The organism is Peptacetobacter hiranonis, from assembly GCF_008151785.1.
Classification (GTDB): Bacteria; Bacillota; Clostridia; order Peptostreptococcales; family Peptostreptococcaceae; genus Peptacetobacter; species Peptacetobacter hiranonis.
In genome coordinates, this window is sequence record NZ_CP036523.1 from 988,873 (window position 1) to 1,013,623 (window position 24,751).

Below are 24,751 nucleotides of genomic sequence, written 5' to 3' on the forward strand. Positions count from 1 at the left end.
TTTATGAGCAATATAGTAAACGACCTTGTTGAAGAATATATAAGGGAAACACTAGCTGAAAAAGATGGGTTACTCAAAGAATTAGAAGATTATGCCCACGAAAATAGTGTACCTATAATTCACAAAGAGGTATCAGATCTTTTAAAAGTTATATTAAAAATACATAGACCTAAGAGAATACTAGAAATAGGTTGTGCAATAGGGTATTCGTCAATATTCTTTGCATCTGTATTAGGTGGGGATGTTGAAATTATAACTACTGAAAGAAATGAAGTTATGATAGAAAAAGCAAAAGAAAACATAAAAAGAGCAGGACTTGAGGATAAGATAACTATTCTTGAAGGAGATGCTGAAGAAACATTAAAAACAATAGATGGAGAATTTGATATGATCTTCATAGATGCAGCAAAAGGTCAGTATCAGTTATTCTTTGATCTTGTAATAGATAGACTAAAAAAAGGTGGACTTGTAGTTTCAGATAATATACTTTACAAAGGAATGGTTGCTCACGACGATTTCGTTGTAAGAAGAAAGAAAACAATAGTTAAGAGAATGAGAAATTATCTGGATTATATATGCACTTGTGATTATTTAAGCACATCTCTAATACCAATAGGAGACGGTGTAGCGTTAAGTTATAAAGAAGGAGAGAGAAAGTAATCATGGAAATGAAAAGAGCAGAATTATTGGCTCCAGCGGGAGACCTTGAAAAATTAAAAACTGCCATAATATACGGTGCAGATGCTGTATATATAGGTGGAGAAGTATTTGGAATGAGATCAGCTGCTAAAAACTTCAGTATAGAAGATATGGCAGAAGGTGTTGAATTCGCACACGCAAGAGGAAAAAAAGTATATGTAACAGTTAATATAATACCTCACAATGAAGACTTTAAATATTTAGATGAATATTTACTAGAATTACAGAGAATAGGAATAGATGCGATAATAGTATCTGACCCAGGGGTTATAAGTGTTGCTAAGAGAGTTGTTCCAGAAATGGAATTACATTTAAGTACTCAGGCTAATACTACAAACTTTGAAAGTGCTAATTTCTGGTACAACCAGGGAATAAAAAGAGTAGTTGTTGCTAGAGAAATGTCTTTTGAAGAAATAAAAGAAATAAGAGAAAAAACTCCAGATGATTTAGAAATAGAAGCATTCATGCACGGTGCAATGTGTATATCTTACTCAGGAAGATGCTTAATAAGTAACTACATGACAGGTAGAGAAGCTAATAAAGGTTCTTGTGCACAGTCATGCAGATGGCAGTATTACCTAATGGAAGAAAAAAGACCAGGTGAATACTTCCCAATATACGAAGACGAAAGAGGAACATTCTTCTTCAACTCAAAAGACCTTTGTATGATAGAACATATACCAGAACTTGTTGAATCAGGTATAATGAGTTTAAAAATAGAAGGAAGAATGAAAACAGCTTACTATGTTGCAACAGTTGTTAGAGCATATAGAATGGCATTAGACGCATATTATGAAGATCCAGAAAACTGGAAATTCAACCCAATGTGGATGGAAGAACTTAAAAAAGGAAGTCACAGACACTTTACAACAGGATTCTATTTACACAAACCAGGTACAGAAGATCAGAACTACGAATCTGCATCTTATGTAAGAAACTACGATTTCATAGGTGTTGTTAGAGGACATGATGAGGAAACTGGTCTTGCAATAGTAGAACAGAGAAATAAAATGTCTGTTGGAGAAGATATAGAAATAATGGCTCCATACAAAGAAACTATGTACGCTAAGATATTAGAAATGTACAATGAAGATGGTGAGCCAATAGAATCAGCTCCACATCCAAGACAGATAGTAAAAATGAAACTAGATGTTCCAGTTGAAGAAGATTATATGCTTAGAAAACCTATAGAAGAAAAAATAGATAATTAATAAAAATTATGGACTCTCTCTATATAATAGAGGGAGTCCATTTTTTTATTAATTGAAAAATTATACAGAATATTATTTTAGAAATTATAAGATTTATGATAAATTAAAAGTTGAGGATAGATTAAAAATAAAAAATAATATTAAATGAATATAATAATGAAAATTTGATGATTATATATATTGAAAGGAGAAATTTTATGGGAACAAATTCAGAAACAAGAATCTTTGCACTTTTAGGTCATCCAGTGAGTAATAGTTTTTCACCTAATATGCACAGTTATTTATTTGAAAAATACGGCGTAAATGGAGCGTATCTATGTTTTGATATAGAGCCTAGAAAAATATACAAAACTGTAGAATCTATGAGAATTTTAAATGCAGTTGGATTTAATGTAACCATTCCATACAAGACGGATATAATGGCGGGACTAGATGAGATAGATAGAAACGCAGAATTAATAGGTGCTGTAAATACTGTTAAAAATGAAGATGGAGTTTTAAAAGGGTACAATACAGATGGAAGAGGATTTGTAAAAGCTATTATAGATAGAAACATATCTATAATAGGTAAGAGCGCTCTTATACTTGGTAGCGGTGGTGCATGTAGAAGTATCGCCATTGAAATGGCATCTAACGGAATTGGAAAAATTGATATAAGAAATAGAAGCCTTGAAAATGCGGAAAAAATAGCTAAAAGAGTAAATTCTGTATTTGGTACAGAGGTTGTATATTCAAAAGAGGTAGTCACTAAGAATGATTTAGAAAAATATGATTTTCTGATAAATACTACTCCAATAGGTATGGAAAGCAAAGAATGCCCTATAGACGAGGGTATAGAGGTGGATAGCGATATAGTAGTATACGATATAGTATATAAGCCTCATAGAACCAATTTAATCAAATGGGCGGAAAAAAATAACTTAAAAGTTATACATGGAATAGATATGCTTATAAATCAAGGTATAGATGCATTTGAAATATGGACTGGTAAAAAGGTTGATTCAGAAGATGAAGAGATTCTAAAGGAGATGTTCCAATCTGAAAGAATCTAAAAATAGAGGGTGATGTAAATGGGTTCCTAAAACTTAATAAACGCAGAGGTGGATTTATAATAACTGATGCAATTATTGCGGTGTCTATATTATTTCTAGCTATGTATTTATTTTCTACATTCAATAATAATACAAACTTTATCCTAAACAAAGAAAAAGAATACAAAGAACTTGTGTACATGGCAGAAAAAGAGCTTAATTTAGAACTTGATAATATAAAAAATGGAAAATTTAATACAAAAGATAAATTTGAAAGTAGTTCAAATCCAAATGAAGTAATGATAAGTAAACGTATTGATATTATAGACAAGCCTAGAGGTGTATACTTGGTTACAATAGATCTTAAAAAAGGCGATGAAAGTATCAAATTGCAAGGATATGAGAGATATGCACATGTTGAATAAGAAGCGCTTTAAGATAAATAAATTTAAAAGAAGATTTGGAAGTGCTTCTATTATGGCGATAATGGTTCTTACACTTTTAACACTTTCTTGTATGTCGCTTCAAAAGAGATTGATAGATTATGGCAAAAGTGAGTGGATAGATGTACAATCTGAAAATCTTTTAAGAAAATCGGAAGGAGCTATGATAATCACGCAGGAAAAAATTGTTGAGGCAACTCAAAGACTGTACGATATAAGCCCATATAGAGATGATTTTAAAAATAGGATAGAAAGTTTTGAGTATAGAAAGCAGTATGTATCTGAGATAGAAAGCTTGTCAGATGTAAATATGGAAAATGTAAAAATAGATGTTAAAAAAGATGATATTTCTGAGGATGGCTCATCACTGTATAAATTCTGGGTTAATGTAACTGCATATGAAAATGAGTATAATATGAAAAGAAACCTAGAACTATGTGTTACTATGAAAAATTTGAGGAAAGATAGACCTATCAAAGAAGATAATGAAAATAATATAGAGCAAGGAAACGGCTCTGCTCCTAATGAAAGTCCTGATGGAAATGTAGAAGAGCAGCTACCTGAAATTGAGCCAGAAGAGGATATTGTAGAAAATATAAACGCAAGAGATGCATTGATATTTAGAGTAGTTAGAGAATAATAATTTCAAAATAGGAGTTTTATTATGAAAAGAGAAGGAATGTGAGTTTAGCAGAACTTATTATCGGAATGAGTCTTGTTATATTGCTTATAGGAATTGTAGTTCCAAAGTCAGATTCCGGATATATGAAGGCTGAATGGGAACGGAGAAAACTTTGTTCTGAACTAAGGCTATTGAAAAGGAAAAACCTATCTGGAATAGGTGAGTATATGCGTATAGCTAAGGTAAATAATAGGAGTTGTTATAGGACATTTTTTGATTTAAAACTTATAAAAGAAAAGTATGTAGATAAGGATATCAAAGTTGCAAGTAATATAAAAAGAATAATGTTTAAATCAGATGGTATACCTATGGATTCTGGTACTATTGAAGTAAGATATAAGGAAAATACATATACAATAACTATAACACCTATATCTGGAAGGATTTTATTTAAGGAGGGAATATACTCCAATGATAAAGAATAAAAAGCGAAAAGAAGGATATTTAATGGTTGAGGTATTTGTAGCTATATGTATATCGTTAATTGTTATGAGTACTGTAAATTTAATGCTAAATGAATCTGTATCGCTTATAAGTAAAACAGATAATAGGATTGAGCTAATGGAGCAATTTAATGAGATGAAGTCGAGTTTAAAAAGAGAGATAAGAAATTCAAGTGATATAAGATTTTACAAGGATAATAAAAATATAATACCTGAAGATGGATTTGTAGAGGTTGATAAAATCAAAGTTTCTCGGGTTGATGATGTTAAGCTAGGCGTTACAAAAGTAAAAGATAAATCTATACACGTAAACAAATATAATAAAAAGCTGTTTATATCATATAATGGTGGTAATTATGAGATAGGAAATTATGCTGAAGGAATTGAAGCAAAAAAAGATTCTGAGAATTCTTTTTCAATTAAACTTAAACTTAACAAAAATAATAATCAATTTAATGATATAATTAATATAAGGTTGAGAAATTGATATTGTCAAATGTAAAAATACTTGTTTAAATCATATGATTTATGATATTATGTTATCAGTAGGATTATGAATTATTATAAGAATACACAAAATAGCCTTTAGAGGTTAAGTAATATTTATTGGAGGTTATATATATGGTAACAGCAAGTGAATTCAGAAAAGGTGTAACTTTTGAAAAAGACGGTCAGCCATGTCTAGTAGTAGATTTCCAGCACGTTAAACCTGGAAAAGGGGCTGCTTTCGTTAGAACAAAATACAGAAATCTTATAACAGGAGCAACTAGAGAAGAAGCTTTCAACCCAAGTGATAAATTCCCTAAAGCTCAGATAGAAACTAAACAGATGCAGTATCTATACAACGATGGCGAATTATACTACTTCATGGATCAGGAAACATTTGATCAGATAGCATTAGATTACGTACGGGTTGAAGATGCTATAAAATTCATGAAAGAAAATGAAGTTGCTACAATAAGATTCTTCCAGGGAAGTCCATTCGAAGTTGAAGGACCAAACTTTGTTGAGTTAGAAATAACTGAAACAGAACCTGGTATAAAAGGAAATACAGCAAGCAACGTAACTAAATCAGCTACAGTTGAAACTGGAGCAGTTGTTCAGGTTCCTTTATTCATAAATGAAGGAGACAAAATAAAAATAGACACTAGAACTGGTGAATATTTATCAAGAGTAAACAACTAATATCAAATTTCAAACCAAATTAAAAATGTATAGCACCGACTAAAGTCGATGTTAAAACAAAGCATTGAAAGCGAGGGGCAGGACATGAAAGTAAAAGAAGATGTTGCATACCTAAGAGGATTAGCAGAAGGACTTGAAATAGCAAAAGAAGGTAAAAATGGAAAAGTTATAGAAAAAATGATAGTAACTTTAGACAAATTTGCTGATGCTATAAATAGACTTCAGGACGAAAATGAAGAACTTCGTGAATATATAGAAGGCGTGGATTCTGATTTAGCAGATATGTATGAAGATATGGAAGAATTAGAAGAAAACATAGACGATATATACGATGAATTAGAAGACATGGAAGAAGATATAGAAGATCTTTATGAGTGTGAATGCGATTGTGATTGTGAGGACGAAGACGACGACGATTACGGCTACATTGAAATGGAATGCCCATACTGCGGTGAACTAGTAGAAATAGATGAAGATGAGCTTTACGATGATGACCTAGATATAGTTTGTCCTTACTGTGAAGAAGTTATATTATCTTCAGAAGACTTCGATGATGAATGCGAAGATGGATGCTGTTCATGCGAAGGATGCTGTGGAGAAGACGAAGAATAAATCGATCTTTATAGAAAAGTAAAAATCTATGTAAAATTAAAAAATGCCTATGAGATTGGTTTTTCATAGGCATTTTTTTATGATACAATTAATCATAGAAATGCACGGAGAAATTTGGTAAAATAAAAAATTTATCATAAAAAATGGAGGCAAAATATGAAAATGAAATCTTTTAATGAAATAAAAGAAAATATAGATAGATTTGAAGCTGCAATAGACTACAAATTTAATAACAGAGAGTATATATTAGAGGCTTTAACACATTAAAATGGTCCCTATGTCAAGGACATATATAAAAAAGTCTTAAGCAGCAAGCAGCTGACTTCTATATTGAATAGGAGTCAGCTGTTTTAAATTCCACTGACAACGATCATTATTATAATAATCCATATAATCATCTATTAAACTTTTTAACTCTTCAAATGTATTGCAACTTTTATAATCTATTTCATCTTTCATATGACCAAAGAATGACTCCTGCGGAGCATTGTCCCAACAATTACCTTTTCTAGACATAGATTGACCTAAATTATATTTTTTTAACAAGTTCTGAAAAATAGTACTTGTATAATGAACTCCTTGATCAGAATGAATAAATGCATCTTTATGTAATTTGTCTGAATTTGATAACATGAGATTGTTAATAGTTGAAATAACAATATCCATTTTTAAATTCTTCGATAAATGATACGATAAAATTTCATTCGTAGAAGAATCTTTTACAGTTGATAAATATGCTGTTTTCCCATTGCCGTACGGCATATACGTAATATCAGTTAAAAGTACTTTTCCTGGTATACCTTGTTTAAATTCTCTATTCAATTTATTAGGAACTGTGTGATGTTCTTTTCTTGCTTTTCCCATACGTTTAGCTGGATTTGACTCGCGAATAGGACATTTAATTCCATATTTTTTCATTATTCTTTGAATTTTTTTTCTGTTAAATATTATATTAAATTTACTTTTTAAAATCATTTTTATTGAACGAGAACCTTTTTTGTATCCTCTGAACTTATATGCTTTAAGAATTATTTCTTTTGCTTCTAAATCCTTTTCTTCTTGTTTGCTTATTACATTCTTGTTTTTTAAATAGTTATAAAATCCAGATCTAGATACTCCTGCAACAATACATAGATGTTTTATCATTTTTTTTAAACAATATTTATTTATTACATCATTAATTAATTTGAATATTTTCACCGAAGGTAGCTTATTATTCATCACCTGCCTTTCTTCGAAGTCTAGCTTTTTTACTAGTTCTAGCTCTGCTTTAAGATATGCTATTTCAGCATCCTTCTTATCTATTATCTCTTTATCTGTTAATTTTCTTTTTCTTGGTCTTCCAGAATTATTAACTCTAGAATCATCTAGTCCCAAAATACCATTTTCTTTATATGACTTTCTCCATCGCTCGCTAGCGCATTTAATACGTTTTGCACCTATGATGTTAGTGTCAAAACCTGCTTCTTTAAATATCTGTGTTGGATTTTTTCCCTTATTGTATTCTGTTATGAAATGTATTTTAAATTCATTTGTATATGTTATTGATTTACAGCTTACATTCTTTACAAATGGATTTTTTGATAGCTCTAATGTTTCTTCTTTACTAAATTGTTTTTTACTCATAAATTACTCACCTCTATATTAAAATTATACAAAAAAAGAACCTATAGATGAAACACCTTTTTACAAGTGTCCATTCTATAGGTTCCATTTTATAATACTAAGGTCCTTTTTTAATACTTAAGAAATAATATGTATGATTATTAGATGAAATTTTGATAACTTTTAGAAAATCTTTAGTAAAATAAAATATAATAGTATTAGTAGAAGTAATAAAAATGAATAAAATGTTTTCAAAAGCATTTTAAAAATGTATACTAATATATTGTGGGACTAAATAAAGGGGACTAAAGGTTATGAGAAAATTAACAAGTAAAGAAAAGAAGATAGCACAGTACGGATTTCTTCTGTTCTTAATTGGATTTACACTTTATATAATATCTACAACGGTTGATTATAGAAGGATACCAGATGTAATTGCATTTGTAGATAAGAAATTCTTATTTATGGGAATGGGATTAGTTGTAATTTATATAATTTTAGAAACGGCTGTTTTTCAAGCTATTATAAACTCGGTAGAGAAAGATAAAAAGAAGAGGACTATAGGTCTTCAAATGGGAACCATGGGGCTTTATTATAACTTAGTTACACCATTTGCATCAGGAAGTCAGCCTATGCAGATTTATGTTATGAATAGGTATGGTATCGGTCTTAGTAAGGCTGTTGCGATAGTTACAAATAAAACTGTATTATTCCAGACAGTTGTTACTATAATATGTGGTGTTATAATATTCTTAAATAAAGCTATGATTGTTTCAAAGTATAGACATATAATAATGCTATTAACAATAGGTATGGTAATGAATTTGGTTACAATACTTGGAGGACTTATGATAGTACTTAGTCCTAAGTTTATGAAAAAATTTGCAGATATTGTTATAAATGGTCTTGGTAGATTTAGAGTATTTAGATTTTTAAGAGGAAAAAACGAAAGATGCTATAATTATATTGATGAATTTAATAAGTCTATATTAATGTATATAACAGACGTAAAATCTTTAATAATTACGTTGATTTTAACGTTTTTACAGCTTTTTATATATTTTAGTATAGTTTTCTGTATATATAAAGCATCGAAACTAGCTGGTGCTAGTTTTTACTTATTATTCTCTTTACAGGTATTGCTTTATATGACAATATCGCCTATACCTACTCCTGGTAATGTGGGAGCAAATGAGCTTACATTCTTTGGAATTTTTAGAGGAGTATTTCCTAAAAAATATATAGGATATGCTGTTATTATGTACAGCTTTTTAGTATACTATTTTATACTATTATTATGTGGAATATGTACATGGATTTCGCATTATTATATGAATAAGCTTGAAAGTCAGGGTAAATTTAAAAGGATTAGCAACGAAGAGGATACTTACCCTAGATAAAATTAGAGAGTAATAAATTTTTAGAGGTTATTTTTGGAGGAAATAAGATGGAAGGAAAAATATCAAAAGCGATAGGAATATCTGAAAAAGGAATCGAGCTTGTGGATAGAATTTCAAAAATGGACATAAGCCATACTTTTATAGAAAGAATAGATAAAAACAAGGATGTAGACAAAGATTTTGTTAGAAAGCTTCTTGATGAAATAGAGATACTTTATCTTGTATTTGATTCTACAGACAAAAGAGCTGTTGAAATAGTTAAGGCTATAGGATTTATGGCTGCTGAGAGAAAAACTCTTTGCATAGGATTTGATTTTTCAACAGATAAACCTATAAAAATAGAAGAAATAGATAGATATATACAGGCTGAAGAAGAAAAATTCTCAGAAATAGCAGATCTTATGGATATGATGGCAGAATCTATAACAGAGGAGCCAATTCTTAACCTGGATATAACTGATTTAAGAGATATAATGATAACAGATAAAGATATAAAATATATCTGCACTCAGATAGAATATGGAACAGATTCAAGAACAGCTGTTGAAAAAATAATGGAAGATATAGAAAGCACTGGAGATGAATTTATATCTAAAAAATGTATAATGATACTTGAAGGCGATGAAAGAGTTACTTTTGAATATATTTCTGAATTAATGCTAGAATTTGAAGAGAGATGTACTGGAGATAAGAGCTCAGTAATATTTGCAAACTTAGTTAAACCAGAGTCTAAAAATGTAAAAGTATGCGTGTTATTCAACTAAAAAGAATTATAACCAGATTGTAAAGCAGTTACTAAAGTTTAGTAGCTGCTTTTTTATTGAATGAATTTGTTGACTGAAAGTGAAATATAAGATATCATATAAGGGATTGTGTTGAATAGAATTATTTAAAGTTAAAACGAAAATAATAAATTTATCAAATATAAAAATCAAAATAGAAAGGGAGAAAAATTTATGTTACAGGTAACGAATGTCGGACTTAGATTTGGCGATAAAGAACTATACAAAGATGTAAACCTTAAGTTTACAAAAGGAAACTGCTACGGAATAATAGGAGCTAATGGAGCTGGTAAATCTACATTCTTAAAGATATTATCAGGAGAAATAGAGCCTAATACAGGTAGCGTTTCAATAACAGAAAAAGAAAGAATGTCAGTACTTAAACAGGACCACTTCGAATACGAAGAAGAAGAAGTACTAAACGTTGTAATAAGAGGTCATGAAAGACTTTGGAATATAATGCAGGAAAAAGATGCTTTATACATGAAAGAAGACTTCACAGAAGAAGATGGTATAAAAGCAGCAGATCTTGAAGCAGAATTTGCAGAGTTAAATGGATGGGATGCTGAAACTAATGCAGAAAAAATCCTTATGGGACTTAGCATAGAAAAAGATATGCACCACAAACTAATGAAAGAGCTTACAGGTGCTGAAAAGGTTAAGGTTCTTCTTGCTCAGGCATTATTTGGTGAACCAGAAATACTATTACTTGACGAGCCTACCAACCACCTTGATTTCCAGTCAATAAGCTGGTTAAACAACTTCATAATGGATTTAGAAAACTCTATAGTAATAGTTGTATCACACGATAGACATTTCTTAAACCAGATATGTACAAACATAGTAGACGTAGACTTCGGTAAAATACAGATGTACGTTGGTAACTACGACTTCTGGTATGAATCAAGTCAGTTAGCATTACAGCTACAGAAAGACCAGAACAAGAAAATGGAAGAAAAAATAGCTCAGTTAAAAGAGTTCATAGCAAGATTCAGCTCAAATGCTTCTAAAGCAAAACAGGCTACTTCAAGAAAGAAACAGTTAGATAAATTACAGGTTGAAGATATAAAACCTTCAAGCAGAAGATACCCATATGTTGGATTTACTCCAGCTAGAGAAATAGGTAATGAAGTACTTGAAGTTCACAACCTAACAAAAACTATAGATGGTGTAAAAGTTCTTGATGATGTATCATTCAGACTTGAAAACGATGAAAAAATAGTATTTATGGGTGATGAAATAGCTACTACTACATTGTTCAACATAATAATGGGAGAAATGGAGCCAGATAGCGGTTCATACAAATGGGGAGTAACTACAACTCAGGATTACCTTCCTAAAAACCACAATAAATTCTTCGATGGATGTGAATATTCATTAGTTGACTGGTTAAGACAGTTCTCAGAAGAAAAAAGTGAAAGTTTCGTAAGAGGATTCTTAGGAAGAATGTTATTCTCAGGAGATGAAGCTCTAAAAGAAGCTAAAGTATTATCAGGGGGAGAAAAAGTTAGATGTATGTTCTCTAAAATGATGCTTTCTAACGCTAACGTACTTGTTTTAGATGATCCAACTAACCACCTTGACCTAGAATCTATAACATCTGTCAACCAGGGACTTGAAAAATTCCCAGGAGTAATACTATTTACTTCTCATGACCACCAGATGATAGAAACTTTAGCAAACAGAATAATAGAAATAACTCCAAATGGAATAATGGATAGAAAAATGGAATTCGATGAATATATAGAAAACAAAGAAATCCAGGCTAAATTAAAAGAAATGTACGGAGAAGCTAAATAAGTAGTATATATTTAATAGATTTGAATTAAATAAAATAAACAATGATGTGTTAAAGTAATGATTTAATGTTAAAAAAACGATTTTATGTTATACTAGTAATGTCAGTTATATTTTCAAAATGAAAATATTTAACTAAATTCCAATTATAAACCGGAATACAGACAAGGTTAATTTAAGTGAAGTAGTTCACGGGCAAAATTTTAAATGGAAAAGGGGTAGTTAACATGGCCAAAATCGTTATCAAAAACGAAATCTTAGAAATGATGCTTTACATCTGGGACTCAGTGCATCAGAAAGAAAAAATAGCGGATTCATTCTTCTTTGAAATAGCAGATAATCCAAATATGAAATATCTATATGATGGCGAAGAATTTACACCAGATTCAGTAAGAAAAGTACTTTCTGCAATATCAAACAGAGAACTTTTAAACAAACCTACTAAAAAAGAAAGTAGATTCTGGAGTAAAAATATGTGGATGCTTGAAGATTTAGGATTCACAAATATGATGGTAGAACCAGTTAAACAGTTAAACTTAACTGATTTAGAAGATAAGCTGCCAAAAGATGAATACGAAGTAGTATTTATACCAGGACATATGGACGAGTACTATATAGATGGAAACAAATTAGTGATAAACTTCTTCAATATAGTAATAGACTTCTTTGGTGATGGACCAGCTACAATAGCTGACAAACCAATAAAAGAATATATAGAAGAAAAGCTTCTTAGTATGTAATTGAATAGATAATATTAGATACCTATTTGTATAAAAGATTTAAAATCTTTTAAGCAGATAGGTATTTTTTATACTGAAAATACAAGAAAATTAAAATGGTTTGCAATAGTATATTGAAAAGTTCTGAATAAAATAATATAATAATATTTAACGACTTTCAACTGAAAAGAGGGATTGAATAAGAAAAAATAGAAATTAGTAAGTAAGAAATAATTTTAAGATGAATATATTCAAGGAGATGAGCTTATGGGATTAAGTTTTAGAAAAACTATAAATTTAGGGAAACATGTAAAGGTGAATTTAAGTAAGACGGGTGTAAGTGCTTCAGTTAAAGTCGGGAACGTAACTTACAACACTAAAAGAGGTATTTCTGCAAATTTAGGAAATGGTGTAACATATAGGAGCAATAAAAAGTATAAGAAGAAAAAATAATCATTGTGAGGTGATTAGATGAAAAAAATAGAAATATTTGGGGATTTTATAAATGATGAAATCCAGAAAGTGGATGAGTTTGATGAGCGGTATTTAGATGATATAGACTATTACGAGAACAATGAAGCTGATGGAGTATATATTAACAATACTTATTATAGCTATGATGAGTATGAAAATCTAAGCTATGACGATGAAAATGACTATGGTCAATGGAATGATGATTATATTGACGATTACGACGATTATTACGATGATAAGTATTACTCATCAAAATATCAAAGCACAGCCAGTAGTAAGACAATAAAGAAAATTGATGAGGACGATAAGAAAGAAGTAAAAAAAGAGCCCTTATTGGTAACAGATGTAAATAAAATAACTGTTAAAAAATTACCAGGATTAACTATAGAATATAAACAAGATACTAGATCTTTATTAAATTCTAAAGAAAAAAAAGCAAAAAAGACAGCAAAAGTATACTATGCTGTTAGAAATGGAAGAGAGGTAGGTGTGTATGAGTCTTTAGAAGAAGCTCAAAATCAGGTAAAGGGTGTATCTGGCTCAGAATGGAAAAAATTTAAAAATTTGGAAGATGCCAACAAATATATTGAAGAAGGTAAAATGTATAAAGGAAAGTGTTATGTCGTTGCAAGAGGAAGGAAACCAGGTATATACAAAAATTATGAACTGGCAAGAGAACAGACTGATGGATATTCTAGTGCATATATGAAAAAATTTAATACTTTAGAAAAAGCAAAAGAATATATAAACAAAAATAAAGAGTTAAGTGATTTAAAATATATAGATTTTGTAAATGATGAAAAAATATTAAAAATATACACAGATGGATCATATTGTGAGGCTACGAAAAAATATGGTGCAGCATTTGTGGTTATTGAAGCTGACAAAGAGATATATAGATATTCTTATGCAGAAAGAGATATAACAGGCAAAAAGAATATATCGGGAGAACTTGTAGCAGCTATGAGGGCGCTTGAATGGGTATTTATTACAAAATATTCTGATGAAATTGAAATTAACCACGACTTATCTTTCATTAAAGATATATGTACGAATAAAATAAACCCTAAAATAGACTATGGAAAAATCTTAAAGCAATTGTACAATATGTGTATTAAAGATGGAATTTCTGTTAATTTCAATGAAATAGAGTCGCATAGTGGAAATTATTGGAATAATTTTGTGGATAAATTGGCTAAAAAAGTGGCTAAGATAGAAGATAAAGAGGGGATGCCGTTCTTTAAAAATATAGAAGGAAATAAAAAGCATATACATATATATGATAATGAAAACATAGCTAAAAATATAATAGAAAATAGACGAAAAGCTAGAGATAAGAAAAAACTACTGGATAAAAGAATTAAACCAACTTGTGTATTTACCCAAATTGGATTTTTAGATAGAGTAAAAAATATATTTAATAAAAAAAGATAAGTTTTTATCTAATGAAAAAAATAAATAAAATAATGTTATAATAAAAAAGGGATTAAAGATTTTATTTATAGATGGAGGTTTAAAATGGAAACAGTAGAATTTCAAAATCTAAGCGAAAAAGATCAAGTGTTAGAAATAATACATACAATAAATTCTAATGATATGGTTAATGTTCTAACATATAACACACTAACAGGAATATCTATGTCTATACTAGAATTTATCGCTACAGAAGGGGATACTATCATGAATGCGATACTTCAAGACGATAGAGTAGCTACTGTAGACTATTCAAAAGTAGAAGGCTTTTCAATGGATGAGGAAACGGTATTATTAGCTGAAAGGGATAATATAGTTATTTTTACAAAGAAATCAGACTTAAATTCAACAGATATTCAAACTATATTAAGCGGATTAACTGAGTAATTATAAAAGATTTTAATAGCAATAAAGATGATAATTAATGCTATAGATGGAGAGCTGATATTTTAAAATTCTATCTATAGTTATCTATAATACGATAGATTTTAACGATTGGACTATTATGAATTAAAAGTGTATTATTAAATTAACAAGTACAAAGTATGTTCATAATAGTCCTCGTAACTCCACATTATGGGGATTGAGTATGATTTATAATAGTTCTAATTTTTCTGGCAGTCTTGGTACTGCTTATTTTTTTGCTTATTTTTGGAGTTGAAATATTTTTGTGAGTGTAGATAAAAAATTATAAAATAATAAAACTTACGACATATTTCCGGCATAGATTATAATATAACACTTGATTTAAATACATTTGAACGACAAAATGATTTTAGTTTTTAATGATTAAAGAGGAAAACATAGGGTATAATATAAACATAAATAAAAATCTTATAAAAAAGATTAAAACTTAGGAGGAAAAATCATGATGGAAAAATTCAAACCAAAAGCAAACAAAAGAACATTATTCTTCATAGCTGGAGCAGTTTGGGCTATAGCAGGACTTAATATATTAAAAATAGCAGAAGAGGAATTCGCTGTAATGAGTAGCCTTAAAGAAGTAGCTATAATACTTGGGCTTATAGGATTTACAATATTCTTCTCAAAAGTGTTCTACAAAATGTTTAATAAACACTCTAAAAGAATAGTTAACATGGAAAATGAAGAACCTTGTTTATTCGCATTCTTTGATAAAAAAGGATATATGATAATGGTATTTATGATGACTATGGGTATATCATTAAGAGCATTTAACCTTATAAGTGGAGTACCACTAGTTGTAATATACCTTGCAATAGGTCTTTCACTTTTAGTATCAGCAGCATCATTTTTACTTGCTGGAATAAACTACGAAAAAACAGTTGAAAAACATTTAGTTGCATAATAAAATTAAAAAAATAAAAGGGATTATCACAGAAATTAACTGTGACAATCCCTTTTTTAGTTCTCAAAAAACTCTAAGAAGTTATACAATATTTTAGCTGTTATCCCCCAAATAACGTAATCTTTATACTTATAGAATAAAACCTGAGATTTTCCATTTTCAAACTTATAATTCTTCTCTCCAGGAATCAAATCAAAAGGAAGATTCTGATCTGGTAAAACCTGAACAGTATTAAAATACTTTTTAGGATGATTTTCTAAAAGATATTTTAAAGGAACCATAAAAACATGGTCAACTTCATCTTTATTCAAATTCATGAGGTCTATATTATCCAAATATCCAGCAAATGGATGAATTATATATTTTACAGGAGTTATAAGTAAATCCAACTCAGAAATGATTTTGATATCTTCAGGATAAGAGCCTATTTCTTCCTGTGTTTCTCTTATTGCTGCCTGTAATGGAGTTTCACCTTCTTCTATACCACCGCCTGGAAACGATATCTCAGATGGCCGGTGTTTAAGACTACTTGCTCTAACTTCAAATAGTATATGAATTTCTCCATCCTTTCTCACCATAGGAATAAAAACAGCAGCTCTCCTCATATATTCAGAACCATTTATATAAGGTTTGTGATTTGTAAGTCTATCTAAAACTTTCTGTCTATTAAACATTCCAACGCTCCTTGTAGTGAAGTTATATACTCTTTATTATATTAGAAATTGTATTAAAATTAAAGTAAATTTACGAATCTATAAAATAATGTTATAATGAATGATAAAGTGTATAGTTGTATACTAGAAATAATTTAAAGAAATAAATAATAAAAGAAAGTTGGTATTGATATGGAGTTCAATGAAAAATTACAATATTTTAGAAAAAAATCTAATTTGACTCAGGAAGAGTTAGCTGAAAAGTTATTTGTATCAAGAACTGCGATTTCAAAATGGGAGTCGGGAAGAGGAATGCCAAGTATAAGTTCATTAAAAGCTATATCAGAAGTTTTTGATGTTTCAATAGATGAATTATTATCATCTGAGGAGATTATAGAGGCTGCAGAAAAAGAAAAGAAAGAAAATATGAAGTCGTTTAAAAATATTATATTTGGAATTATAGATTTGATGAGTATAATATTTTTATTTATACCGTTATTTGGAAAAGAGATTAACGGATATATATATTTAGTAAATCTTTTTTCTATAAATCGAGTAGGGAAATATATTTATTTGATAATAATAGGAGTTACAATATTATACGGGGCAGCTGAACTTATTATGTCTAAGTTTGAAAATAAATCTGTTGATAAAATAAACAGCATTATTTCATTAGGACTTACAAGTATAGCTATAATTACATTTATAGCGACTAGAGAGCCGTATATAGCATTTATAGAATTTTGGATATTCTTGATTAAAATAGTTGTGTATATCAAACAGAGTAAATAATAAATGCTAATAAAAAATAATATAGATAAAGTCAACGATACTATAAGTAACATGTTGAAAAATAGACATTTGATACTATAGGTATCGCAATGTGATAGCTAGATTCTTCATTAAAATTTATTTTTAGATTAAAGTTTTAACTGTCGACAAACAAAAGAATTCTAAATTTGATACAAGACAGTCTTAAAAAATAACAGTGTAAAAAATCTAAAAACAGGTTAATGGAGGATCAAAAGATGAAGAAAAAAATTTCTATAAGTTTATTATTTTTATTTGTAATTTTTACAATTGGAGCAAAATTTTTAGACGTACAATCATTGGGCGTAAATAATACTGAGATAGGATTTGCAACTTTAAATGTGTTTATGCATAGTTTTTTAGGGGTAAATAAATCTTGGTACAATATTACAGAAGTATTGGGAATAGTTCCTATTATTATAGCTATATTCTTTGCTGGAATAGGTGCATATCAGCTTATAAAAAGAAAAAGTATTTTTAAAATAGACAGAGATATACTTGTGTTGGGAGTATTTTATATAGTTGTAGCGATTAGTTATTTAGTTTTTGAAGTTGTAGTTATAAATTACAGACCAGTTCTTGTAGATGGTGTTTTAGAAGCATCATATCCATCATCTCATACTATTTTGGCTATTTGTATAATAGGTACGGCAATTATTCAGGCAAATAAGAGAATAGATAATGATAAGATAAAAAAATTTGTGGACTTTGTGTTAGCTTTAGTAATGATTTTAATTGTAGTAGGTAGATTATTATCTGGAGTACATTGGTTTACAGATATAATTGGAGGAACTATACTTTCAATATCATTTGTAATGTTTTACAGTTATGCTGTCGATTGTTAAAAAAATTAAAATGAATTTAATCTAAAGAATATTTGATTAAAAAAATTAGCGATAGTATAATATAATAGGTAGACAATATAAATGGAAAGGAATGATAATTATGGTAATAGCTGACGTAGCAGTAATGCCTCTACGCCCTTATGCAAACGAAGATCAGGCATATAAAATAGTAGATGCATGCATAGCGTTAGTAGAAAAAAGTGGATTAAAATATGAAATAGGTGCCATGAGTACTACTTTTGAAGGAGAATTTGATGAAGTATTTGAGCTTATCAAAAAAATGCACAAATTACCTTTTGAATTAAATTGTGAAAGAGTAATAACTGTAGCTAGAGTAGATGAAAAGGCTGGAGGTTTAACTATTGAGGACAAACTTAGAAACCACAGATAGTATAAAAAAAGCCTCTTATCCAATTATTACTTTTTTGGTTATAATAGCTGTTTGGCAATTTGCTGTGGTACAGTTTGATATACCACAGTACCTTTTACCAGCACCTACAGATATAATAGAAGTTTTCTTTACAGATTATGAAAACTTAATTAATCATAGTATTATTACGATATTTGAGTCTATATCTGGGTTTATGCTGGCTGTATTAATAGCACTTTTAATGGGAATATTGATGGATTTTGTAGATATTATTAGAAAATGTTTATATCCATTAATGCTTATAACACAGATGATACCTACAATAACAATAGCGCCACTTCTTGTGATTTGGTTTGGATTTGGAATACTTCCAAAGACTTTAATGGTAATATTAACGTGTTTCTTCCCAATATTGGTTAGTTTTGTAGATGGTTTAGAGAATGTGGATAAGGACTATTTAAACCTATTCAAGACAATGAATGCTAGCAAATTAGATACATTTATACATTTAAAATTCCCTATGTCTATAGAAAAACTTTTCTCTGGATTAAAGATTTCTGCAACTTATGCTGTTATGGCTGCAACTGTAGCTGAATGGCTTGGAGGAACTGTTGGACTTGGTGTGTATATGGTTAGATCTAAAAAGGCTTATGCATTAGATAAAGTATTTGCATCTACAATACTTATAGTAATATTCAGTTTAATATTTGTTGGAGTAGTGCAAATTATAAGAAAAAAAGTTTTAAAAAATAGGAATGTCTAAGGAGATAATTTATGAAAATTAAAAAATATATATCGATAGCCCTTGCTGGAGCCCTGATGCTTACAACTCTTTCGGGATGTTCTAAAAAAGAAGAAAAATCAGCAGATGGAGGAGAAAAAGTAACTGTAGTATTAGACTGGACTCCAAATACTAATCACACAGGACTTTATACTGCTTTAGAAAATGGATACTACAAAGATCAGGGACTAGATGTTGAAATAGTTCAGCCCCCTGAAGGAGGAGCAGCAAGTCTAGTTGCATCAGGAAAAGCAGATTTTGGTATATCATATCAGGAAGAAGTTACATACGCTAAAACTTCTGATGATCCGCTTCCAATAAAAGCAATAGCAGCTGTAATTCAGCACAATTCATCAGGATTTGCATCACCAAAAGATAAAAATATAAAAACACCAAAAGATTTTGAAGGAAAAATCTACGGAGGATGGGGTTCTGAATCAGAAACAGCAGCTATAAAAGCAGTTATGGAAAAAACTGGAGCAGACTTTAATAAAGTTACAATAGCTGATATAGGACAGGATGACTTTTTTACAGCAACAACTAATAGCGTTGATTTTGCTTGGATATATGAAGGATGGGATGTTGTTCAGGCTAAATTAAAGAACTTTGATTTAAACTTTATACCACTTAATCAGTTTGATAAGAGATTAGACTATTACACTCCAGTAATAATATCTAATGAAACTTTATTAAATGATAATCCAGAACTTGCTAAGAAATTTATGAAAGCTACTACAGAAGGATATCAGTTCGCTATAGATAATCCAGAAGAAGCAGCGAAGATATTAGTTAAACATGCTCCAGAAATAGATGAAGAATTAGCTATAGAAAGCCAGAAATTCTTAGCATCAAAATATAAAGATGATGCACCTAGATGGGGAGAAATGAAGGATGAAGTTTGGAATAATTATACAGCATTTTTAAAAGAATACGGTTTAATAAATAAAGACTTAAAACCAGAAGATGCTTATACAAACGAATTCCTACCTCAGTAGAGAATAAAATCTTAATAGATAATAAAGAAATCGAGAGAATATGAATAGAGAAGATAATAAAATTAAAGATTTAGAGTCTAAGGATGTATTAGAGTTTGATAGTAGTTTAGATTCTGATAATAGATTAGATTCTAAGATAAGAATTGAAAATATTAGCAAATCATTTGATGGAGATAAGATAATTGATAATATTTCTATTGATGTTAGAGAAGGAGAGCTTGTATCAATACTAGGTCCAAGTGGATGTGGTAAGAGTACAATTTTTAATATGATAGCAGGTCTTTTGAAGCAGGACAGTGGTACAGTTGATGTAAATGGAAAGCTTAGCTATATGTATCAGAAAGATCTTCTTCTTCCATATAAGACAATAATAGACAATGTTTCGCTTCCTCTTGTTCTTAGAAAAGAAAAGAAATCTCAGGCTCGAGAAGAAGTTAGACAGTATTTTAAGGTATTTGGACTTGAGGGTTATGAGAACAAGTATCCTAAGGAGCTTTCTGGTGGTATGAAACAGAGGGCGAATTTTATGAGAACTTATGTCAATTCAAATGATATTATGTTGCTAGATGAACCATTTGGAGCATTAGATTCGATTACAAAGTCTTCTATGCAGAAATGGCTTTTGGATATTAGGAAGAAAGTGACGTCGACTATTTTGTTGATTACGCACGATATTGAGGAGGCGATTTTGCTTTCTGACAGGATTTATGTTATTTCTAATAAGCCATCGAGTGTTAGTATGGAGATTGTTGTGGATCGAGATAGGATAGGGGATGTCGAGTATTCGTTTAAGTTGAAGAAAGATATTCTGGATGTTTTACATGTGTAGAGTTTTTAAACGGTTGGTACGAGAGTATCAGCCTTTTTTATTGGAAAAATATATTAAAAATAACTATGATTGATCGCGAATACTTAAAATGATACAATAAAATTATCAACAAAAAGGAGAAAAATCATGCTTAAAAATGGTATCTACGAACAAATAATCAACGAAAACATAAACCAAGAACTAATAGATAAAAACGACGAAAAACACATAGAAAAAGAAACTGTAGACTATGCAGAATCATCAAAAGTATTTGCAAAATATGTATCTGAAATAGTAGAAAAAGGACTAGACATTGTAAAAGAAGAGGAAGAAAAAGCCACAAAAGGTAAAAAAGACGAAAAAGAGAAAAATGCCAGATTAAAACAAATATCTTTAATAAATAAAATAGTGGACTTAATAAAAGAAGAAACTAACGACGAAGATTACAAAAAAATGTCTGTAACAGATGAGGGTGAGCAGTTACTTGCACTTTACGACAAGAAAAATACAGTACTTTCACTAGATGGAAATAAGAAAGTAACTAGACCAGAAACTTCAATTGCTCAAAGTAGCTTATTTACAGGAGCTGTGCATGAACCACAGATGTTTACAGAACTTAAAAAAGAAATAGCATCTAGTGATAGGATAGATATGCTTGTATCTTTTATCAGATGGAGTGGTTTGAGATTGATAATTGAGGATTTAAAAGAGTTCATTGCTAGAGGTGGAGAGCTTAGAATTATAACAACTTCATACATGGGAGCAACTGATATTAAAGCTATTGAAGAGCTTAGGGAACTAAACAACACCAGAATAAAGATAAGTTATGACACAAAAAGAACTAGACTTCACGCAAAGACATATGTATTTTATAGAAATACAGGTTTCACAACTGCCTATGTAGGATCATCAAACATATCAAATGCCGCACTATCAAGCGGGTTAGAATGGAATGTTAAGGTAACTCAAAAGGATTTACCAGAAACAATAGCAAAAATAGAGGCTACATTTGAAAGTTATTGGAACTCTAATGAATTTGAATACTATAAAGAAGACCAAAAGGAAAAACTAGCAAGAGCTTTAAAAGCTGAGAAGTATTACGAGTCTAATAACGAAGAGATGTACACTATTGATATTGCACCATACTCATATCAGCAAGAGATTTTAGATAAACTTGATGCAGAGAGAAAAGTTAGAGGACATTACAAAAACTTGGTAGTTGCAGCAACAGGTACTGGAAAAACTGTAATATCTGCACTAGACTACAAAAGATTTAGAAAAGAAAATCCAGACAAACCTTGTAGGCTTCTATTTGTAGCACATAGAGAAGAAATTTTAAAACAGAGTATGTACACATTTAGGGCTGTGTTAAAAGATGCAAACTTTGGAGATATGTTTGTTGGTAACTACAAACCGGATAGTTTAGATAATTTATTCATATCTATTCAGACATTCAACTCTCAGAAATTTATAGAGAAAACTGACAAAGATTTTTATGACTATATAATTGTCGATGAGTTTCACCATGCAGCAGCGCCTACATATCAGAGTTTATTGACATATTACGAACCAAATATTCTTCTTGGACTTACTGCAACTCCAGAGAGAATGGATGGAAAGAGTATTTTAAAATACTTTGATAATAGAATTGCTGCAGAAATTAGACTTCCAGAAGCAATTGATAGAAAGCTACTTTGCCCATTCCAGTATTTTGGGGTTACAGATAATGTAGATTTAGATGATTTAAAATGGAGTGCAGGTGGATACGATAAGAACGAGTTATCTAATGTCTATGCTCTAGATAGAAAGATTGCTGAAAAAAGAGCGGATTTGGTTGTAAATTCAATATTTAGATATGTCGCTGATATAGACGATGTTAAGGGAATTGGGTTCTGTGTATCAGTAGAACATGCTGAGTTTATGAGTGAGTTTTTAAATGAAAGAGGAATTCCCTCAATGTATTTAACAGGAAAATCTCCTGATGAAGAGAGAAAAACTGCTAAAGATAGACTTGTAAAAGGAGAAGTTAGATTTATTTTTGTTGTTGATATATATAATGAAGGGGTAGATATTCCTGAGATAAATACAGTATTATTCTTGCGTCCAACAGAATCTTTGACAGTATTTTTACAGCAGTTAGGTAGAGGTCTTAGATTGTCTGAGGGAAAAGACTGTTTAACTGTACTTGATTTTATAGGACAGGCCAACAAAAGATATAATTTTGAAGATAAATTTGCAGCGCTTCTATCAAATACTAACAAGAGTGTTGAAAGTGAGATAAAGAGAGGATTTGTAGGTGTTCCAAAGGGATGCTATATTCAGCTTGAGAAAAAAGCTAAGGAACATATCATGTCTAATATAAAAGCATCCTATGGAAATAGAGCAGCATTAGTAAACAAAGTGGCTACTTTTGAAGAGGATACTGGTTTAGAGTTAAATTTAGCGAATTTCTTAGAATATTATCATTTGGATCCTAAGATAATTTATAAATATAAAGATTTATCATTTAGCAGACTATGTGTAGCTGCAGGCGTTACAGATGATTTTGAAGACTCTATAGAAAAGGAGATGAGTGCGGCGCTGTATACTTTTACATCTTTAGACTCAAGAAGATGGATAGAATTTTTAATAGTATTTTTAAAGAATATAGAAAATGTAGAAATAAACCATATGTCTGAATTAGAAAAGAGAATGCTCCAAATGTTTTATGTTACAGTTTGGGGAGAAGTAGCTGAGGATTGGAATGATGAGAAAGTTTTAGAAAATATAAATAAATTAGTAAAAAGTGATTATATGAGAAAAGAGTTGATAGAACTATTAGAATATAATTACAGTAAAATAGATTTTATTGATGAAGAAGTTGATTTAGGATTTGATTGTCCTATAGATTTACACTGTACATATACTCAAAGACAGCTTTTAATGGGATTTGATTATCTTAGTTTCTCATCTGTAAGACAAGGAGTGCTTTGGATTGAAAGCAAGAAAACAGATATTTTCTTTATAACTCTTAACAAATCAGATAAAGACTACTCACCTACAACTATGTACGAGGACTATTCTATAAACGACGAATTATTCCACTGGCAGAGTCAGAGTACAACTAGTGAAGATAGTAAAACAGGTAAGAGATACAGAAATCACGTAAAAGAAGGAAGTAGAGTTGTACTATTTGTTCGTGAATTTAAAAATGATAAATATGGAAAAACTATGCCATATACATTCTTAGGACCGGCAGAGTATGTAAGTCATACTGGATCAAAACCAATGAATATTATATGGAAATTAGATAAAAGAATTCCGGCAAAATATCTTAAAAAGACAAATAAACTTGTTGGATAAAATCTAAAGTAGTAGGAAAAAAATATGCTCCTAGTAAAATATATAATATTAAAATAAATTAAAAAAGGTCAGGAAAATGTAAAAATCTTCTGGGTATATAGAATTTTTTCTGTAAATAAGCCCTCTATGGCTTAAACTACCGTTAGGTAGTATAATAGACTTAAAATAATTTATGAGTAAATGGCTAACGCCTTTGAACACATAATATTATTTATTTTGTTGCATGTCAAGAAAACCAGCTAAAAAGCGGTTTTCTTGACTTTT

26 protein-coding genes are annotated in these 24,751 nt (G+C 29.9%); 24 read left to right on the forward strand and 2 right to left on the reverse strand.

Annotated elements, in window-relative coordinates; genetic code table 11:
- The first annotated feature begins 3 nt into the window (after window positions 1-3).
- From KGNDJEFE_RS04675 to KGNDJEFE_RS04715, 9 genes are all read left to right on the forward strand, one after another.
- Entirely contained in the window at window positions 4-660 is a 657-nt protein-coding gene (locus tag KGNDJEFE_RS04675) for an O-methyltransferase (protein ID WP_006440078.1), read from the forward strand.
- Window positions 661-662: 2 nt separating this feature from the next.
- Window positions 663-1,910 carry a peptidase U32 family protein gene (locus KGNDJEFE_RS04680; protein ID WP_006440079.1) on the forward strand — a complete coding sequence of 416 codons (1,248 nt, stop codon included), beginning with the start codon at window positions 663-665 and terminating at the stop codon, window positions 1,908-1,910.
- Window positions 1,911-2,107: 197 nt separating this feature from the next.
- Window positions 2,108-2,962: a shikimate dehydrogenase gene (aroE, locus tag KGNDJEFE_RS04685; RefSeq protein WP_040410415.1), complete on the forward strand. Its 855-nt coding sequence runs from the start codon at window positions 2,108-2,110 to the stop codon at window positions 2,960-2,962.
- A 101-nt stretch (window positions 2,963-3,063) separates the two neighbouring features.
- Entirely contained in the window at window positions 3,064-3,366 is a 303-nt protein-coding gene (locus tag KGNDJEFE_RS04690; RefSeq protein WP_006440081.1) for a hypothetical protein, read from the forward strand.
- Window positions 3,356-4,024, forward strand: a complete 669-nt coding sequence (locus KGNDJEFE_RS04695; RefSeq protein WP_006440082.1) for a hypothetical protein — start codon at window positions 3,356-3,358, stop codon at window positions 4,022-4,024. Before KGNDJEFE_RS04690 ends, KGNDJEFE_RS04695 begins: the two co-directional genes overlap by 11 nt.
- 41 nt (window positions 4,025-4,065) lie before the next feature.
- Window positions 4,066-4,491, forward strand: a complete 426-nt coding sequence (locus tag KGNDJEFE_RS04700) for a hypothetical protein (RefSeq protein WP_006440083.1) — start codon at window positions 4,066-4,068, stop codon at window positions 4,489-4,491.
- Complete coding sequence (locus KGNDJEFE_RS04705) at window positions 4,478-4,996, forward strand: hypothetical protein (protein ID WP_006440084.1); 519 nt, start codon at window positions 4,478-4,480, stop codon at window positions 4,994-4,996. Before KGNDJEFE_RS04700 ends, KGNDJEFE_RS04705 begins: the two co-directional genes overlap by 14 nt.
- 134 nt (window positions 4,997-5,130) lie before the next feature.
- A complete protein-coding gene (efp, locus tag KGNDJEFE_RS04710; protein WP_006440085.1) occupies window positions 5,131-5,694 on the forward strand; it encodes an elongation factor P in 564 nt (187 codons plus the stop codon).
- A gap of 84 nt (window positions 5,695-5,778) precedes the next feature.
- Entirely contained in the window at window positions 5,779-6,306 is a 528-nt protein-coding gene (locus tag KGNDJEFE_RS04715) for a CD1247 N-terminal domain-containing protein (protein WP_040410417.1), read from the forward strand.
- A 303-nt stretch (window positions 6,307-6,609) separates the two neighbouring features.
- On the opposite strand, the gene KGNDJEFE_RS04720 is transcribed toward KGNDJEFE_RS04715, so the two are convergent.
- Complete coding sequence (locus KGNDJEFE_RS04720; protein ID WP_148881763.1) at window positions 6,610-7,932, reverse strand: IS3 family transposase; 1,323 nt, start codon at window positions 7,930-7,932, stop codon at window positions 6,610-6,612.
- A gap of 293 nt (window positions 7,933-8,225) precedes the next feature.
- On the opposite strand from KGNDJEFE_RS04720, the gene KGNDJEFE_RS04725 reads away from it, so the two are divergent.
- The 8 genes from KGNDJEFE_RS04725 to KGNDJEFE_RS04760 all read left to right on the forward strand — a co-directional run bounded on the left by KGNDJEFE_RS04725 (window position 8,226) and on the right by KGNDJEFE_RS04760 (window position 15,883).
- A complete protein-coding gene (locus tag KGNDJEFE_RS04725; RefSeq protein ID WP_006439360.1) occupies window positions 8,226-9,311 on the forward strand; it encodes a lysylphosphatidylglycerol synthase transmembrane domain-containing protein in 1,086 nt (361 codons plus the stop codon).
- Between the two features lie 47 nt (window positions 9,312-9,358).
- Window positions 9,359-10,075 (forward strand): hypothetical protein, encoded by a 717-nt coding sequence (locus KGNDJEFE_RS04730; RefSeq protein WP_006439361.1) that lies wholly within the window; start codon window positions 9,359-9,361, stop codon window positions 10,073-10,075.
- A 192-nt stretch (window positions 10,076-10,267) separates the two neighbouring features.
- Complete coding sequence (locus KGNDJEFE_RS04735) at window positions 10,268-11,893, forward strand: ABC-F family ATP-binding cassette domain-containing protein (protein ID WP_006439362.1); 1,626 nt, start codon at window positions 10,268-10,270, stop codon at window positions 11,891-11,893.
- Window positions 11,894-12,117: 224 nt separating this feature from the next.
- Window positions 12,118-12,630 carry a TDE2712 family protein gene (locus tag KGNDJEFE_RS04740; protein WP_006439363.1) on the forward strand — a complete coding sequence of 171 codons (513 nt, stop codon included), beginning with the start codon at window positions 12,118-12,120 and terminating at the stop codon, window positions 12,628-12,630.
- Window positions 12,631-12,876: 246 nt separating this feature from the next.
- Window positions 12,877-13,062, forward strand: a complete 186-nt coding sequence (locus KGNDJEFE_RS04745) for a DUF4236 domain-containing protein (protein ID WP_006439364.1) — start codon at window positions 12,877-12,879, stop codon at window positions 13,060-13,062.
- Window positions 13,063-13,080: 18 nt separating this feature from the next.
- Window positions 13,081-14,517, forward strand: coding sequence for a ribonuclease H family protein (locus KGNDJEFE_RS04750; protein ID WP_006439365.1), 1,437 nt, complete (start codon window positions 13,081-13,083; stop codon window positions 14,515-14,517).
- Window positions 14,518-14,601: 84 nt separating this feature from the next.
- A complete protein-coding gene (locus tag KGNDJEFE_RS04755) occupies window positions 14,602-14,943 on the forward strand; it encodes a hypothetical protein (protein WP_006439366.1) in 342 nt (113 codons plus the stop codon).
- A gap of 481 nt (window positions 14,944-15,424) precedes the next feature.
- Window positions 15,425-15,883: a hypothetical protein gene (locus tag KGNDJEFE_RS04760; protein WP_006439367.1), complete on the forward strand. Its 459-nt coding sequence runs from the start codon at window positions 15,425-15,427 to the stop codon at window positions 15,881-15,883.
- A 56-nt stretch (window positions 15,884-15,939) separates the two neighbouring features.
- Here the strand turns inward: KGNDJEFE_RS04760 and KGNDJEFE_RS04765 are convergent, their stop codons facing one another.
- Complete coding sequence (locus KGNDJEFE_RS04765) at window positions 15,940-16,557, reverse strand: NUDIX hydrolase (protein WP_006439368.1); 618 nt, start codon at window positions 16,555-16,557, stop codon at window positions 15,940-15,942.
- Between the two features lie 171 nt (window positions 16,558-16,728).
- Between KGNDJEFE_RS04765 and KGNDJEFE_RS04770 the strand changes: the two genes are divergently transcribed.
- From KGNDJEFE_RS04770 to KGNDJEFE_RS04800, 7 genes are all read left to right on the forward strand, one after another.
- Complete coding sequence (locus KGNDJEFE_RS04770) at window positions 16,729-17,328, forward strand: helix-turn-helix domain-containing protein (RefSeq protein WP_006439369.1); 600 nt, start codon at window positions 16,729-16,731, stop codon at window positions 17,326-17,328.
- Between the two features lie 236 nt (window positions 17,329-17,564).
- On the forward strand, window positions 17,565-18,191 hold the full coding sequence (locus KGNDJEFE_RS04775; protein ID WP_040410238.1) for a phosphatase PAP2 family protein: 627 nt from the start codon (window positions 17,565-17,567) through the stop codon (window positions 18,189-18,191).
- A 100-nt stretch (window positions 18,192-18,291) separates the two neighbouring features.
- Window positions 18,292-18,582, forward strand: coding sequence for an MTH1187 family thiamine-binding protein (locus KGNDJEFE_RS04780; RefSeq protein ID WP_006439371.1), 291 nt, complete (start codon window positions 18,292-18,294; stop codon window positions 18,580-18,582).
- The gene (locus KGNDJEFE_RS04785; RefSeq protein ID WP_040410239.1) at window positions 18,554-19,324 is read left to right on the forward strand and encodes an ABC transporter permease; all 771 of its coding nucleotides are present in this window, start codon (window positions 18,554-18,556) and stop codon (window positions 19,322-19,324) included. Before KGNDJEFE_RS04780 ends, KGNDJEFE_RS04785 begins: the two co-directional genes overlap by 29 nt.
- A gap of 11 nt (window positions 19,325-19,335) precedes the next feature.
- Window positions 19,336-20,337, forward strand: coding sequence for an ABC transporter substrate-binding protein (locus KGNDJEFE_RS04790; protein ID WP_006439373.1), 1,002 nt, complete (start codon window positions 19,336-19,338; stop codon window positions 20,335-20,337).
- Window positions 20,338-20,377: 40 nt separating this feature from the next.
- The gene (locus KGNDJEFE_RS04795; protein ID WP_006439374.1) at window positions 20,378-21,166 is read left to right on the forward strand and encodes an ABC transporter ATP-binding protein; all 789 of its coding nucleotides are present in this window, start codon (window positions 20,378-20,380) and stop codon (window positions 21,164-21,166) included.
- A 126-nt stretch (window positions 21,167-21,292) separates the two neighbouring features.
- Entirely contained in the window at window positions 21,293-24,487 is a 3,195-nt protein-coding gene (locus KGNDJEFE_RS04800; RefSeq protein WP_006439375.1) for a DEAD/DEAH box helicase, read from the forward strand.
- Window positions 24,488-24,751: the final 264 nt, after the last annotated feature.

Bases quoted from the DNA above. Each gene is read 5' to 3' on its own strand.
- KGNDJEFE_RS04675 (WP_006440078.1), top strand. From the start codon at position 4: ATGAGCAATATAGTAAACGACCTTGTTGAAGAATATATAAGGGAAACA.
- KGNDJEFE_RS04680 (WP_006440079.1), top strand. From the start codon at position 663: ATGGAAATGAAAAGAGCAGAATTATTGGCTCCAGCGGGAGACCTTGAA.
- aroE (WP_040410415.1), top strand. From the start codon at position 2,108: ATGGGAACAAATTCAGAAACAAGAATCTTTGCACTTTTAGGTCATCCA.
- KGNDJEFE_RS04690 (WP_006440081.1), top strand. From the start codon at position 3,064: ATGTATTTATTTTCTACATTCAATAATAATACAAACTTTATCCTAAAC.
- KGNDJEFE_RS04695 (WP_006440082.1), top strand. From the start codon at position 3,356: ATGTTGAATAAGAAGCGCTTTAAGATAAATAAATTTAAAAGAAGATTT.
- KGNDJEFE_RS04705 (WP_006440084.1), top strand. From the start codon at position 4,478: ATGATAAAGAATAAAAAGCGAAAAGAAGGATATTTAATGGTTGAGGTA.
- efp (WP_006440085.1), top strand. From the start codon at position 5,131: ATGGTAACAGCAAGTGAATTCAGAAAAGGTGTAACTTTTGAAAAAGAC.
- KGNDJEFE_RS04715 (WP_040410417.1), top strand. From the start codon at position 5,779: ATGAAAGTAAAAGAAGATGTTGCATACCTAAGAGGATTAGCAGAAGGA.
- KGNDJEFE_RS04720 (WP_148881763.1), bottom strand. From the start codon at position 7,932: ATGAGTAAAAAACAATTTAGTAAAGAAGAAACATTAGAGCTATCAAAA.
- KGNDJEFE_RS04725 (WP_006439360.1), top strand. From the start codon at position 8,226: ATGAGAAAATTAACAAGTAAAGAAAAGAAGATAGCACAGTACGGATTT.
- KGNDJEFE_RS04730 (WP_006439361.1), top strand. From the start codon at position 9,359: ATGGAAGGAAAAATATCAAAAGCGATAGGAATATCTGAAAAAGGAATC.
- KGNDJEFE_RS04735 (WP_006439362.1), top strand. From the start codon at position 10,268: ATGTTACAGGTAACGAATGTCGGACTTAGATTTGGCGATAAAGAACTA.
- KGNDJEFE_RS04740 (WP_006439363.1), top strand. From the start codon at position 12,118: ATGGCCAAAATCGTTATCAAAAACGAAATCTTAGAAATGATGCTTTAC.
- KGNDJEFE_RS04745 (WP_006439364.1), top strand. From the start codon at position 12,877: ATGGGATTAAGTTTTAGAAAAACTATAAATTTAGGGAAACATGTAAAG.
- KGNDJEFE_RS04750 (WP_006439365.1), top strand. From the start codon at position 13,081: ATGAAAAAAATAGAAATATTTGGGGATTTTATAAATGATGAAATCCAG.
- KGNDJEFE_RS04755 (WP_006439366.1), top strand. From the start codon at position 14,602: ATGGAAACAGTAGAATTTCAAAATCTAAGCGAAAAAGATCAAGTGTTA.
- KGNDJEFE_RS04760 (WP_006439367.1), top strand. From the start codon at position 15,425: ATGATGGAAAAATTCAAACCAAAAGCAAACAAAAGAACATTATTCTTC.
- KGNDJEFE_RS04765 (WP_006439368.1), bottom strand. From the start codon at position 16,557: ATGTTTAATAGACAGAAAGTTTTAGATAGACTTACAAATCACAAACCT.
- KGNDJEFE_RS04770 (WP_006439369.1), top strand. From the start codon at position 16,729: ATGGAGTTCAATGAAAAATTACAATATTTTAGAAAAAAATCTAATTTG.
- KGNDJEFE_RS04775 (WP_040410238.1), top strand. From the start codon at position 17,565: ATGAAGAAAAAAATTTCTATAAGTTTATTATTTTTATTTGTAATTTTT.
- KGNDJEFE_RS04780 (WP_006439371.1), top strand. From the start codon at position 18,292: ATGGTAATAGCTGACGTAGCAGTAATGCCTCTACGCCCTTATGCAAAC.
- KGNDJEFE_RS04790 (WP_006439373.1), top strand. From the start codon at position 19,336: ATGAAAATTAAAAAATATATATCGATAGCCCTTGCTGGAGCCCTGATG.
- KGNDJEFE_RS04795 (WP_006439374.1), top strand. From the start codon at position 20,378: ATGAATAGAGAAGATAATAAAATTAAAGATTTAGAGTCTAAGGATGTA.
- KGNDJEFE_RS04800 (WP_006439375.1), top strand. From the start codon at position 21,293: ATGCTTAAAAATGGTATCTACGAACAAATAATCAACGAAAACATAAAC.